Origin of the sequence: Streptomyces sp. NPDC057654, assembly GCF_042800135.1 — a bacterium.
In the GTDB taxonomy this organism is placed as follows: Bacteria; Actinomycetota; Actinomycetes; order Streptomycetales; family Streptomycetaceae; genus Streptomyces.
In genome coordinates, this window is record NZ_JBHVHQ010000002.1 from 1 (window position 1) to 14,541 (window position 14,541).

Consider the following 14,541-nt stretch of genomic DNA (forward strand, 5'->3'; position numbering starts at 1 on the left):
GGGCGGCGCCCCTCGCGCTGTCCGGACGTCAGTCGTCCTGGCGGGCCGGGTGGCGCGGGCCCTGTCCCGGGGGCGGGGTGAGCGTGGACCGGTACGTACCGGAGTCGCTCTCGTCGAGTGGGGTCTCCAGGGTGAGTCCGGCGGCGGCCATGCGGTCGTACTCGGCGAGGATCAGGTCCTTGGTGCGGTAGGTGCCGTGGGCCGCCTCGTCTTTGCGCTTCACGATGGGGAAGGTGTCGAGGATGTACGACACGTCGTCGCGAGTGATGCCGTAGAGGTGGAAGAAGAGGGCGTCTAGTTCGACGCGGATGATGGTGCGACGGTCCTCATCCCAGCGGAAGGGGATGCCGGTGTCGCCGATGTCCCGGGCAAAGGCCGTCATGTCAGTAGTTGTGTAGGTGAGTTCGAGGATGCGAGGAGTCAGAGAGCCAACGTGTTTAGCGATAATTTCTGGGGCGATGAAGGGCAGTTGTTCGAATAGGAAGTTGCTCAGGTTGGTGCCGCCGAGCTTCTGCCGCAGCACGTAGTCGAGAGCCATTGAGATGCTGTTGCTGTAGAGCAAGGGAGAGTGCTTGTAGTCCCGAGGTAGCAGGATGCTCCCGGAGTGTCCGAGGCCCGCACGAGGGAAGACGCAGGCAATTGCGGTGCGTTCATCTGATGCGCGGCAAATCTTTCGAAAGCCCAGCACCCAGCCCTGCTTCCACTCCTTTGCGACCAAGCGGCTGCGTACGCCCAGTGCCACGATGGGCTTGCCCTCCTCGTCGAGTACATCTGTGGGGACGTCTTGTTCCGGTACCCAGTAGCGGGGTCGGACAATAGATTCGGGGTCCTGCTTCTCTGCGAGGGGTAGGTCATGGATATCGCCCTCGTCTGTGAACGTCGCCCACCTGTGGTCGTAGTGGTGGAGCATCTTCGCTTCGTACAGCGGTAGTAGCCGCGCCTCTCCGTGGACCAGCACGTTTCCATCCAGTCGCCAGCCATCCGCGAGCATCGAGTCGAGGGTTTCGCCGTCGGCGGCGGAAGGACGGAAGAGATGGGAGTCGTGGGACATGTCGAACATGCGCAGGAACGACACGCCCCATGGGTCTCCGTTCGCCTTGTCCGACTCCTTGAGGAGGACCGGAACCCGGCGGTAGATGCCGAGGGTGATCTCGGCGTCGCGGCGGGTACGGAAGACCGGGCAGGTTCCGGTGTTGGGGTTGAGGAGGGTGATCTCCTCGGGGGTGAGGGTGAAGACCTTGTCGTGGGTCTCCAGCTCCGCCGGGTCATGGACGAAGAAGGCGAATCGGGCGGCTGGTTCACGCAGTGAGCGGCCTGCGAGGGACAGTACGCAGAACTTGAACGAGCGGTGTACGCCAGGGAAGAGCGGCTGTGCGTTCTCGAAGTCGAACAGCGCCACCAGCGATCCCGCCGACACCAAGTCCTTGAAGAAATACTGCGTCCGTGCGTCTGTCGCGATGCCCGTTGGCACGATGACACCGGTACGCCCCCGGACACCGGTCAGGATGCGGTCGGCCTCGGCGAACAGCGCGTACAGGTTGAGATTGCCCTGCCCCGTCAGGGGATAGCGACCGGAGATGCGCAGGTAGTGGCTCTCGCCGTACACGCGGCGCTTGGCGGCCTCGTACTCGTTGAACAGCCCGACGGTGTCGAGGTCGTCCCCGAGCGCCTGGATCTTCTTCTTCCGGGCCGCCGTGTTGTTGGTCGCCGCGATGCCCGGCGCGCGTACTGCGAAGAACTCCGTCTCGGGGAAGTTGATGCTGTCCCACGGCGGATTCCCCACCACCGCGTCGAATCCTCCGGCCCACCCTGTCGCCGGATCGACCCCCGCCCCCGACTCTGGAACGGCGAACACCTCCGGGAACTCCAGGTGCCAGTGGAAGAACCGGTACTGCTCGCTCAGGGCGAGCACCTCCGTCAGCGTCGCGTCGTTCACCCCCGCCGTGTCCCCGGCGAGCAGGCTCCGTACGACGTCGTGCGTCGGCGCCTCCGGCGCGCCCGTGTGCTTCGGCCAGACGAAGGCGGCACACCACGCGTCCGCCGTCTCACGGTCGCGCGTGTACGCGGCGGAGCTCACGTAAGCCTCGTACGCCGCCTCTTGAGCATGGACCTCAACCAGATCCTCGGCCGGCGCATGGGTGATCCGGCTGAGCTGCGCCGCGAGCCGCGCATTGCTCGGCACCGTGACCTCGGACTCGGCGAACAGATCGCCCTGGCCGCCGCGTTGGGCCTTGTTGCGCTTCTTGAGCGCGGCCGCGTACTTCTTGTCGTCGCCCTCGATCGCGTCGAACGCCTCGTCGGGGACGCCGCCCGCGAGGAGTGACGGCGTCGTACCGAGCAGTGCGTTGCCGTACCGCACATGCGCGTCCAGGAACCCCAGCGCCTTCCCCGGCTCCATCGCCTCCAGCCATAGCGACACCTTCGCCAGCTCCACCGCCATGGGGTTGAGGTCGACGCCGTAGATGCACCGCGCCACGACCTCCCGCAGTGCGTGCCGTACCGCGTCCACCGTCGGCTCCGGGTTGTGCTCGCGTACCGCCGCGACCCGCTTCGCGATCCGTCGCGCCGAGGCAACCAGGAAGTGCCCGGAACCACAGGCCGGGTCGCACACTGTCAGGCCCAACAACTCCTCGACGATGTCGTCCGCCGGGTCGGGGCGTCCACCCGCCGAGGCCCGCTGCTCGCCGCGCTTGACCGCGTCGTCGATGACCGGGTCGAGGGTCGTGTCGAGCAGGCACTCGATCAGCGACGACGGGGTGTAGTAACTGCCCGTCGTCTTACGGCTGTTGCCCGCCACCTCGACCAGTTCGAACGACCGGTCCGCCGCCGAGTGCTTCGGCTCCAGTTCGAGGAGTGACTCGTACACCGAGCCGAGCTCCTCCGCGTCCAGGTGCCGGTAGTCGACGGCCCGCCACCGCCGCGCTCCCGGGTCATGAACCTGAGCCAGGTACCCGACGGCCTTGAGCAGCGCCTCGTTGGAGAGCCTCAGTCCCTCCAGCGGCGCGTCCGCCTCCGTACGCGAGAAGAGCCCGCCGAGACCGGGCAGCCCCAGTTCGGGCCGCCCGCCCTCCGTACCCAGCGCGTCGAGTACGAGCCGCAGCGCCTCGTACTGGTCACCGTGCGCCGTGCCCTGGCGCCGCCGGGCCCGTCTGCGCAGCCGGCCCGAGGAGAAGTACTGGGCGTACGCCTCCCGAGCCCGGTCGTCCGCCGCCGGGTCGAGGAGCGCGTCCCGGTCCTCGGCGACGAAGACGAAAAGGAGCCGGTAGACGAGCCGGAGGAGCGCCTTCTGCAGCGCCTTCGGGTCGGTGTCCTCGCGCAGCCGCCCGTTCTCCGGGTGCCGCAGGAACCCCGTACCGAGCACCGTCAACGCCTGCTGGACGCCGAGCCGCAGCTGGTCCAGTGCACGCGCACCGGAGGTGACGGCCTCCGTCCGCCACTTCTCCAGCCAGCACCCGGAGGGCGCCGCCCCCTCCGCCACCTCGAACCGCGACGCGTGCAGCACGCAGTACAACAGCACGAAGTCGCTGAACAGCTCCCCGTCGAAGATCGCCTCCAGGTCGAACTCGACGTACGCGGCCGTCGCGAACGACGACGAGTCGCGCAGCAGCCGCAGCGTCCGTCCGTTGGTGAGGACGGCCCACAGGTGCGCCTCGGTCCGGTTGAGGCAGTCCTGGACCAGGGACTGCGGCGGCACCTGCCCGGCGGCCGGCCGCTTGTCCGGTTCCTGGTTCCAGGGGATCAGGTGGAGCAGCGCGGGCCCGTGCCGGTGTGAGATGCGGAACCGGGTCTCGGTGTCGGAATCGGCGCGGATTCCGTCCGGGCCGACCTCCGTCAGCGCCCCGAAGTCCAGCTTGCGGAAGAGCTGGGAGAGCCAGTCGGAGGAGGCCCGGCCCGTCGGGTCGGCGGCGGGCGCACCGGTCTTGGGATCGGCGGGCAGCACGGCGCGCAGTTCGCGCCAGAGCGGCTTGAGGTACTCCCAGGCGCGCTCGGCCTCGTCGCGGACGGCGACCGAGCCCGGCAAACCGTAATCGGCGGACTTGGTGCCCGGCAGGTTCCGCGCCTCGGCGATACGGACGAGCATGTCGCCGGGGAGCAGCCCGCCGACGGTGGTGACGGCGGTGAAGACCGGTGCGGTGCGGGTGGCGGCGGACATCAGGCTTCGGCTCCGGTCACGAGAGGGGCGGATACGGTGGCGGGCTGCTGCGGCAGGTACACGTACACGCCGAGGACGTCGGCGGGCTCCTGCGGTACGACCTTCAGGCCGCGGACGATCTCGGCACGGTCGCTGGTGTCGGCCTTCCGTACCCGCCGGTGCGAGGCGTCGAGGTCGGCGGCGAGGGCGACACCGTACTCGGCGATGTGGCCGGACAGTTCGGGGAGTCCGTCCAGGGTGCGGGTGATCTGGTTGCGTGCCAGCTGCTCGTGGGTGTTGGCGGCGGCCCGCGCGCCCAGGAGCGCCGACGCCGCGTCGTCGTCGAGCCAGCGGGCCCGGGACGGCAGGCCCTCGAAGGCGAGGAGCCGGGCGTCCTCGGCGACGATCTGCCGCTCCCCGGTGCGGGACGGCAGCGTCAGGTGGAAGCGGTAGCGGACCAGGAGCAGGGTGGTGCGGATGGTGACCGCGTCCGTGGTGACGACGCCGCAGCGGCGGGCCGGGCGCGGGCCCGGAGTGTTCGCGTCGAGGGCCGAGTCGAGGACGTACGAGGCGAGCGCGCCGACCGCCGGGTCGGTGCGGACCAGGGCCGCCTCGCCGCGCCCGATCGCCGGGCTGGTACGGAACGGGATCTCCCGGTCCTCCTCCACGATCCGCCCGCCGAGCACCGCCGCGAGACCGTCGCGCACTCCGGCCGGCGTACCGCCGACCTGCGCGGCGAAGTCGCCGGAGCCGTCGCGGGGGTCGCGGACCTGGGCGTCGAGGTCGCGCAGCGCCTCCAGGACGAAGTCGCGGACCTCCCCGGAGCCGCCGAGCGCGGCCCGTACGGCGGTGACTTCGCGGGCCACCTGCTCCGGGTGGATGGCGCGCTGCGCGTACTTCGAACGGGAGGTCCGCTCGCGCTCGGCGGCCGAGTTCCACTCCCGTTCCATCCGGTCGAATGACTCCTGGTGGCTGTCGAGGTCGAAGAGGCCCTCCTGGGTGCCCTGCCTGCCGTGCAGCAGCAGCCATTCGACCACCGCGTCGGTGACGCCCGAAGCCGTCTCGTCCGGGACGGAGACTGAGATGCCGAGGTCCTTCTTGATCTGCCGGTGCTTGGCGAAGAGGACTTCGAGAACTTTGCCGTCGATGCCGTTGTCCTCGCCGAACATGGTGATCACGCGGACCTGGTCGCGCTTCTGCCCGTACCGGTCGACGCGGCCTTCCCGCTGGTCGTGCCGGGTCGGGTTCCACGCCAGGTCGTAGTGGATCACCGCGTCGAAGGCGTGCTGGAGGTTGACGCCCTCGGAGAGGCAGTCGGTGGCGATCAGGACGCGTCGGACAGCCGGGTCGTCGGCGTCCTCGGCGGCCAGCTTCTCGATGCGCTCCAGGCGCTGCTGCGGGGAGAGCGTGCCGGTGACGGCGGCGATCCGCGTCTTCGTCCCCAGCTTCTTCTCCAGGTGTGTCGCCAGGTACTCGGCGGTGGGGATGTAGCGGCAGAAGACGATCGGGCTGTAGCCGTCCGCGATCAGCGACTTGAGATGCGCGGTCAGCGCCTTGAGCTTGGCGTCGGACGCCGGACCGTACAACTCGGCCGCACGTGAGGCGAGTTCACGCAGTCGCGGGTCACCCTGCTCGCTCTCCGCCGCGCCCGGCGCGACGTCCATGCCCTCCAGCCGGTCACTGTCCGAGGAGTCACGGGTCAGCGGCGCACCGAGGGCGTCCGCCTCGACGGCGGTCCGGGCGGCGGCGGACTCGGAACGGGTTTCCAGGGTGCGGGCCGCGGCGGCCGGCGAGGACACCATGGACCGGAGCAGCGCGATCACCGACCACCAGGCGATCCGGGCCTCCCGCTTGCCCTGGCGACCGGCGGTCTCCACCCGGTCCGCGGCGTAGGCGATCGCGTCGTCGAGCAGCGCTCGGTAGACGGGTGTCAGCTTGTACGGCTCGTCCTTGGTCCACCGGTCGGAGGGGAACGCGGTCCGCTCGACGAGGGAGTCGTCGGCGAGACCGTCCTCCTTGGTGAGGTACTGGCGCACGTCGGCCCGCTTACGGGCGACGAAGTGCTCGGCGAGCCGGGCCCGGCCCGCCGGGCTCTCCAGATCGACCGTGGCCAGGTCGGGGCGGACGAGACCGAGCAGGTTGCGGAACGCGGACTCCTTGCCGGAGTGCGGGGTGGCCGTGAGCAGCAGCAGATGCCGGTCCTCGTCAGCGGCGATCCGCCTCAGCAGCTCGTAGCGGAGCTGGCTGGTGGACGAGGAGGCCGGGCCCTGCGCGTCGTCGGCCGCGACGCACGTGTGCGCCTCGTCCACCACCACCAGGTCCGGACAGTTCCGTACGAAGTCCTCGCGGTGCCGCGTCGACTTGATGAAGTCCGTCGAGATGATCGTGAACGGGTGCCGGTCGAAGAGCGACTGCCCCAGCTCCAGGCCGCGCTCCAGACGCGACACGGTGGAGGCGAGGACCAGCTCGGCGTCGATGCCGAACTTCTCCCGCAGCTCCCCCTGCCACTGCTCGGCGAGTGAGGGGGAGCAGAGCACCGCGAGGCGGCTCGCCTCGCCCTGCGCGAGGAGCTCCTTGACGATCAGGCCGGCCTCGACGGTCTTGCCGATACCGACGTCGTCCGAGATCAGCAACCGTACGGTGCGCTGCCGCAGTGCCATGAGCAGCGGTACCAGCTGGTAGGCGCGCGGCTCCACGGCGATCGACGCCAGCGCGCGGAAGGGCCCGGCCCCGGAACGGAAACCGATCCGCAGCGCGGTCCGCAGCAGGCCGGCCGCCCGCTGGTCACCCAGGTCGGACGGGCTCGGCGCCGCGAACTGGGCGCACCGCACCTCCTCGAAGGCGGGAAAGACCGCCGTGACGTCGTCCTCGCCGCCACCCAGCGGGCGCAGCACCAGCATGCCGGAGGCGCTCTCGGGGAGCACCACCCATTCCCGGCCGCGGGCGTTCACCAGCGAACCAGCCGTGTACGTGGGGCTCATGGGTCTCTCAGTTCCTTAGAGGGCGGTGTGGTGGTGGGGACGGGTGGGGCCGGGGCGATGAGCGTAAGGATCGGCGGGGACAATGTCACGGTCAACGGGTCTGGAAATACATCGCGTTGTCGTCCGCCACGGCGTCCCAGTCGGATCCGGCCCGGAAGCGCAGCACGTCCCAGCCCGCCTCCTCCAGGCGGTAGCCGGCCTCGCGGTCCCGGGTGGAATCGGCGCCGTGGTCGGGAAGGTCGACGAAGACCGCGAGTTGGGCACCGTCCATACGGAACACCAGATCCGGCTTGGCGGCGGCCTCCGGAACCAGGACGTCGACCTCGTCCGGCAGCCGGTAGCCCTTGGCCTTCAACCAGCCGAGGAGATCACCCGAGGCGATCAGGGCTTCGAGGTCGGCCTCCAGCGGAGTGGGCGCGGCGGGGCCATCGGTGCCGGTCAGGGCGGGGCCGCCGGACCCGGTCGCGGCGGGTGCTGCCAGCCGGTGGAACTGCTCGCTCCGGGACTCTCCCCGGTCCTCGCGTTCGGTCTGCGAGCCCATGAGGCGCAGCAGCAGCGGGCGGGCCGCGTGGCGGCTCAGCAGGCGGTGGTGGGTCTGGTTTCCGTACGTCAGGAGACAGGCGTAGCAGCCGCGGGCGCACTCCTCGCCGCCCTCCGGACCGCCCAGGTCCTCGCCGGTGTCCGGGTCGAAGTGGCAGATCTCCAGGGCCGCGCGGGCCGCCTTCGCCAGCGCCCCTCGTTCCTGGCGCAGCCGGCGCAGCACACCGGCCCCGCCCTCCGCGGCCTCGGTGAAGAGCAGCCGGCGGCGCGGTCCCTCGGGCGGCGGCAGGAGTTCGGCCGTCAGCTCGGAATCCTCCAGCTCGAAGGCGGCCTCGATGCCCCGCTCCAGGGCGTACAGGACGGAGAACGCGACCGGCTCGGGCAGCGGCTCGTCCAGCGTCGCCACCAGGATGTTCCGCCGGTCCTCCACGTACGGCAGGACCCGCTTCCGGCGGCGCTTCTCGTTGCCGTCCTCGTCGACCACCGGCATCCCAGTGCCCTCCACGGCGTCCGCCGCGGCCCGGTCGTTGAGCCAGCGGCCGTCGCCCAGGTCCAGCCAGTAGCCGTCCTGCACGTCCTCCTTGTCGCGGACCCGGCCCAGGTTGGTGATCCGGACCGTGGCCGAATCGCCGTAGTCGAGCGCGAGGACGGCGGCTCCTTCTCCGTCCGTCACCTGTGAGGTGAGACGGCCCTTGCGGACCCCGTGGTCCTGGAAGGCGTACGAGGTCTCCAGCCGGAAACCGGCCCGGCGCCGCTCCTCCTCGTCGGAGGAGATCCGCTCGCGGGGGGTGGTGTACACGGTGTGGAGATGGATCAGGCCGGTGCGCTTCCCGGTCAGCTCCGTACGGCACATCGCGCAGCGGTCGAGGCCGGGACGGACCGGGTGGTGGTAACCGCAGGTGTCGCAGCGGCGTGCCTCCGCCGTCGCCAGATCGCCGGAGGCGTCCGGCGGCAGCTGGATCCGGGTCACCTGGTAGCGGGCGCCCTCGTGGTAGATCAGCGCACCCGGACCGAACTCGCGGATCGCCAGGAACCGTGGCCGCTGAAGATAGTCGCCGTCGGCGTTGCGCCGGTTGCCCGAACGCGGGATGTACGCGGCCAACGGCAGGCGCGGGAAGCTGTAGCCGGGGAGGAAGCCCTCGGAGGCCAGATAGCGGTAAGGGTTGAAGTCGCTCATCACCGACTTGTTGTCGGTTGAGCGGTTGAGCAGCAGATTGGTCTGTGTCTCGGCCTCCCGGCGGCGGGTGCGGGCGCGGCCCTGCTCGCCCTGGCTGAGCGTGTGGTCCACCACCCGCTTGTTCTGCTCGTACTGGTCGAGCACGGCGGCCCGGAACAGCTCACGCCACCGGTCGAAGGACTCGTCGAACCTGTCCGCGGCCCGCTCGACACGGTCCTCGATCCACTCGTCGTACCACCAGGTCGTGTCCTGGAAGTCCGAGATCAACGGCGCGAGCACGCTGTGCGCGGCGGTGACCGCGCGGCGCCGGGCCCCCTCGTCGAGCGACCTGTCACGGATGTGCGTGTGCAGCGGCAGCGCCATCCGGGGATCGGGCCGGTCCCCGCTCTCCGGGTCGTACGCCACGTCGACGACGTCAGGTACGGCCGTACCGAGCTTCATCTCGGTCTCCGCCAGCCAGATGCTCTGGACGTGCGAGCGGACCAGGTCCTCGTTGGCGAGATCGAGGCGGGGCGGCGCGACCTGGCCGGAGACCATCGCCTCGGAGCGGCGGAAGTAGTACTGGTCGTGGCTGTTGCCCGTCGCGCAGTACGTGGTCACCAGCGCCGGCTGCCCCGAACGGCCCGCACGGCCGGAACGCTGGGCGTAGTTGGCCGGGGTCGGCGGCACGTTGCGCATCATCACCGCGTTGAGCGAGGAGATGTCGACGCCCAGCTCCATCGTCGGCGAGCAGTAGAGCAGCGGCAGTTCGGCCGTGCGGAACTCCTCCTCACGCAGCAGCCGATCCTCCGGCGGCACCTGCGCGGTGTGCTCGCGGGCGTAGAGCCCCGCCAGCTCGGTTGCGGCGTCGCGGTACAGATCGCGGAAGAAGGGGTTGACGCGCGGCCCTTCGCCGTGGCTGTAGGTGCGGGTCAGCGGGTCGATCGCTCCCGTCTCCCCGGTACCGGCCCGCCACACGATCGCGGCGGCCGACACCCGGTACCCGGTGCGCTTCTCCGTCGAACGCCGACGGAACGCCGGCCCCGAACGCTCCGGGGCCGCCTCCACCTCGCGCACCAGGTCGGCGTCGCGGAGCACGGTGAGCAGGGTCTCGATCACCCCCTGCACATCGTCCTGCGGGGCCTCACGCAGTGCGGGGATGTTCCGGCGCAGATACTTGCCGAACTTCCCGCGCGGCGACAGGAACAGAGCGGTCCGTTCCATACCGGGCTTGGAACCGTACGGGTAGGCCGTGCCGACATTCGGCTTGTCGCTCTCACTGAGGACCCAGGGGCCCGTCAGCCGCTCCTCGCTGGCGCCCTTCAGCGCGTCGAAGTCGTCCCGGAAGTACTGCACATCGATGGCCAGGCCCCGACGGAGGAAGTCCAGGAGGGTGCGGGCGATCTCGGCACGCAACTCGGCGTCGATCTCGCGGAGCACCGGGTGTGCCGATTCCCAGCGCTCGGCGCGGGCAGCCACCCAATCCAGGTCTTCGTAGTCGATGCGCAGCAGGCCCGTCTGCTCCAGGTTGGGCATGGTGATCCGCCAGCCGCGCTCCAAGTCGCGGTAGAGACGGTAGCCGACGACGTCCCGGAAGGTCTTCGTCGCCCGGCGCTCCATGGACGGCGGCTGGTCGGCGACACCGGTGTACTCGCGTGGTGCAAGGCCCATCACCTCTGTCACCGCCAGAGTCAGATCGTCGTGGCGCACACCTTCCTCACCGGAGCGCACGACCGCCGCGTACAGCGCCCCGCGCAACTGGGTGACCTGCGCGAAGTCGTTGAAGTGGCCGGCCTGCAACGAGGCGTCCTGACGGTTGTCGACGAAGGTGAGGAGCTTGCGGGCCTCCTTGTCCAGGCTCTTCTCCGGCACCGCGCGCAGCGACTTGAGGATGGAGGCCGAGATCAGGGAGGTGGCGGAGGAACGGCCCTCCTGGTCGAGCGTCGCCAGCTTGGCGAAGTCACGGCCGCGGGTCTGCTCGTACGACACCTGGCAGTGCACACAGAACAGGAACGGCGCCGGAATGAACGCGGCCTCCAGGCCCTCGCCACCCTCCACGCCCGCCGCACTCTCCGTGCCGAGGGGGTCGACGACGACGCGCTTGGGCACACGCTCCCGGTAGGACTTCTTCACCACCGTCAGGCCGTTCGCGTCCTGCTCCAGCCAGGACTCCGGGAGCCGCCGGTCGTCCACGGCCCGCTGGGGATCGGGGGGCCAGACGTAGTCCTCGCCCGGCACTCCGACGTACAGACAGCCCTCGCCCTCGCGGCCACCGGAAGCCGAGGTGCCACGCCGGGGCTCGTAACGGAAGACGCCGTCACGGCCCTCGGTGCGCCACACCGTGAGGTACTCCTGACCGCACTCCCGGCAGAACGACAACGGGTACAGCGGCATGCCGCCGCTGCCCGGCTGCTCCAGCTGGAAGGTGCGGGTCAGCGGGCGGGTGAGCGGGTTCTCCAGGGTTGTGTACACGGTGTCGCCCTTGGAGAGGAACTGGTGCAGGCGGAAGGCGAAGAGGGGCCGCTCGGTCACCGGGTGCTTGGCCTGGGAACCGGCCTCCAGGGTGGCGCGGATCGCTTCCCGGACCTGGTCGGCGGGGACCCCGGAGCCGGTGGACAGCTCCTCGGCGGCCGACTCGATGGTCCGTGGCGCACAGCGGCGCAGCCGCCCGGTGCCCGGCTCCTCCTCAAGGCCGAAGCGGGACTCCACCCAGCGGGCGAGGGGGTCCTGGGTGAGTGCCTCGTACGCGCGGGGCGCCGCGGGCATTCGCAGCCGCTCGGGGGGAACGGCCGCCGGGGGCTGAGCGGTGGCCCGGACCAGCGTCTCGCCGATCACCCGGGTGGGTAGCACCGTGGTGCCGAAGAGCCGGCCCGCGACCCGGGCGACCTCCCGCCGCTGGTTCTCCCAGGTGCCCTCGGTGGACATGGTCGCCGAGGTACCGATGCACTGCAGGTCCTGCCCTGCACGGCATGCCTCGCGGACCCGGCGGATCAGCAGCGCGACGTCCGCGCCCTGGCGTCCCCGGTAGGTGTGCAACTCGTCGAAGACGAGGAACTGCAGGCCTTCGGCGTTACGGATCAGACCGTCGCGGTCGTCCGGCCGGGTGAGCATCAGCTCCAGCATCACGTAGTTGGTGAGCAGGATGTCCGGCGGATTTCGGCGCAGCTCCTTGCGTCGCTCATCGTCCTCCTGCCCCGTGTACCGGGCGAAGGCAACGGGCTCGCGCCCCTCCCCGAAGCCGTGCCGCAGGTACTTCTCCAGCTCCTTGAGCTGGGAGTTGGCCAATGCGTTCATCGGGTAGACGACGATCGCCCGTACCCGCCGCGGAGCACCCGGAGCGGCCGCGTCCCGCTCTTTCAGCACCTGGTTCACGATCGGCACGATGTAGGAGAGCGACTTGCCGGAACCCGTGCCGGTGGTGAGAACGTACGAGTCGCCTTCCTGGGCCGCCTCGATCGCCTCGCGCTGATGGCGGTGGAAGGTGAGCGGCCGACCGTCCGGACGGCGGGCGTCCTCCTTCTTGCCGGCCTGGAAGATCTCGGCACAGCGGGGATGCAGCAGTCCGTCCCTGACCAGATCGGTGACCTGGCCGCCGTCGGCGAAGAACGGATTCAGCGAGAGCCAGGGGTCGGGCCATTGCGACTTCGAGGCCAGGTCGTCCTCGACGAAGTTCTCGATCCGGGCGTCACGGATGACGGAGGCGCTCCGCGTGAAGCTCTCGTACTCCTCGATCAGATTCTTGTGGATGCCGAAGACGTCCATGGTCTCCGGCAGGCGGGGCGAACGGCGCGGTACCCGGGCCGGCTTCACGGCAGCGGGCCGCGGCAGTTCGGCGCGGAGCCGGGCCACCGGGTCCATGGCTGTCCACTCCGGCGCCAGCAGGTCGACCGTCGCGTCGGGGGCGAGCGCGTGCGGGATGAGGGCCTCGCGGACCAGGGTGGCGTTCTCCGGCCGGTTCTCCGGCTCCTTCTCCAGCAGCCGGGAGACCAGGCGCACCAGGGCCTGCGGCAGATCGGGCCGGACGATGGTCAGTCGCGGCGGCAGGTCGTACTGGTGCTGCACGGACAGCTCGTAGGCGGTCCGCGCGGAGAACGGGGGGCGGCCGATCAGCATCTCGTAGAGGACGCAGCCGAGCGCGTACAGATCGGCCGCGGCGGAGGCCGGTTCGGCGCGGAACTGCTCGGGAGCCATGTACCGTGCCGTGCCGACGCTCACGCCGGTGCTGGTCAGCCGCGTCTGGTCGGGGTCGTCGACGATCGAGCCCATGCCGAAGTCGAGGATCTTCACGGTGCCGTCACGGAGCAGCATCGCGTTGGCCGGCTTCAGATCGCGGTGGACGATGCCGGCCGTGTGCGCGGCGGCGAGGCCGGAAGCGATCTGCGCGCCGATCGCGGCGACCCAGGAGACCGGGAGCTGCGGCTCTTCGTCCATCAGCAGGCCCAGGGTGTGGCCGTCGAGCAACTCCATTGCCAGATAAGGGAGACCGCTGGCACCCGGAGCGTCGTCGACTCCGCCTGCGATCAGATGGGTGAGGTTGGGGTGACCCTGGGAAAGCATGCGCATGATCTTCACCTCACGGTGGAAGCGCTGTGTCTCCTTGTTCCCCTCCGCTGCCTCGACCAGCAGGCCGGTGCGGTTGCGCAGCACCGTCTTGAGCGCCACCTCGTAATGCGTCGAAGCGGGTGCGGCTTCCAGGTCCACGGCCCGGTGCACCTCGCCCATGTTTCCGCGCCCCAGTTGACCGGTGATTCGGAAACGTCCACCGACCTGCTCCAGTGCCACTGCTGCTCCCCGTCACTCTCGTGGTGGAAGGTAAGTATCTCGCGGGGAGTGTACACCAGGAGGGGCGATACGGTCTGTGAAACTCCGTTGACTACGTCAACATGCTCCGGCTCCGGCTCCGGCAATGAATGGAGGGTCGGTGGTGGCGATTCGGTCCATGACCGGCAACGGTGTGCCAGATGGCTTGGCGGGCCATGGCGACGCTTCTGGTCGGCCTGCGGCAGGCGGCGGTAGGTGGAGCGGTGCCCGAGACGGCGCTCCGGGTGCAGGCGGGAGCACTGGTCCTCGGCGGGCGTGCTCGGTAGGGGGAGCGGGCGGCGAAGGCTGGATGCCGGTACGGCAGGCGATGGTGCATACCAAAGCCGACCCTTCAGCCTCTAAAAGAGTTGCACGGCCTCATGAGGGAATGTGTGCGGCCGAGCGAACAGTCGGCGAAAAGGTGCTGCATCGCGGGCGAGGGCAGTGGCGCAGAGCGTCGCGTCGATGGCGTACCTGTGGCCGTGCAGCCCGGCGGTACGCAGCAGGGTGGCGGCGGACTGGGCGATGGCCTGGGCGGCCGACTCGACCCGCAGTCGGGACGGCGTCCACTTCAGTGCGGCGTCGTTGATCCTGGGGTGGATTGCCTCGACGAGCGCCGCGGCGGAGGTGACGACGGGCCATGGCGCGAATATGGCATTTTTAATGCCATGCGGCGCCCCTCGGGGCTTGGGGTGTGCGTCAAGAGACCGCACGTAGCGCCCATAGCGCACACAGTGCACATCGGCACCGGGTCCCTTTTGTTCCTAATGTGCCGCTGACCTGCGGGTTTGATGGATGTGCGTTATATGCCGTGTGGCCGGGTCTGCCGTCCATCGTCCGGGATGTTTTCCTGAGGCTTCGTCATCCGGCTGGGCTGGAGAACTGGAGAAGATGTCTCCGAACGGCAGGAACGGCGAACTGCCGACGGAGTG

At 69.8% G+C, this 14,541-nt stretch carries 4 protein-coding genes; all 4 read right to left on the reverse strand.

Going from position 1 to position 14,541, the window contains the following annotated elements; translation table 11 throughout:
- Nucleotides 1–28: 28 nt before the first annotated feature.
- The 4 genes from ACFU99_RS00345 to ACFU99_RS00360 all read right to left on the reverse strand — a co-directional run bounded on the left by ACFU99_RS00345 (nucleotide 29) and on the right by ACFU99_RS00360 (nucleotide 14,274).
- Nucleotides 29–4,153 carry an Eco57I restriction-modification methylase domain-containing protein gene (locus ACFU99_RS00345; RefSeq protein WP_384383553.1) on the reverse strand — a complete coding sequence of 1,375 codons (4,125 nt, stop codon included), beginning with the start codon at nucleotides 4,151–4,153 and terminating at the stop codon, nucleotides 29–31.
- Nucleotides 4,153–7,113, reverse strand: coding sequence for a DEAD/DEAH box helicase (locus ACFU99_RS00350; protein ID WP_384383556.1), 2,961 nt, complete (start codon nucleotides 7,111–7,113; stop codon nucleotides 4,153–4,155). The genes ACFU99_RS00345 and ACFU99_RS00350 overlap by 1 nt, the downstream gene beginning before the upstream one ends.
- A 91-nt stretch (nucleotides 7,114–7,204) precedes the next feature.
- Nucleotides 7,205–13,531, reverse strand: a complete 6,327-nt coding sequence (locus ACFU99_RS00355; protein WP_384383670.1) for a protein kinase — start codon at nucleotides 13,529–13,531, stop codon at nucleotides 7,205–7,207.
- A 437-nt stretch (nucleotides 13,532–13,968) separates the two neighbouring features.
- Nucleotides 13,969–14,274 (reverse strand): hypothetical protein, encoded by a 306-nt coding sequence (locus tag ACFU99_RS00360; RefSeq protein WP_384383673.1) that lies wholly within the window; start codon nucleotides 14,272–14,274, stop codon nucleotides 13,969–13,971.
- Between the last annotated feature and the right edge of the window lie 267 nt (nucleotides 14,275–14,541).

What these genes read in the sequence shown, in the direction of transcription:
- ACFU99_RS00350 (WP_384383556.1), bottom strand. Translation starts at nt 7,113, where the DNA reads ATGAGCCCCACGTACACGGCTGGTTCGCTGGTGAACGCCCGCGGCCGG.
- ACFU99_RS00355 (WP_384383670.1), bottom strand. Translation starts at nt 13,531, where the DNA reads ATGGGCGAGGTGCACCGGGCCGTGGACCTGGAAGCCGCACCCGCTTCG.
- ACFU99_RS00345 (WP_384383553.1), bottom strand. Translation starts at nt 4,153, where the DNA reads ATGTCCGCCGCCACCCGCACCGCACCGGTCTTCACCGCCGTCACCACC.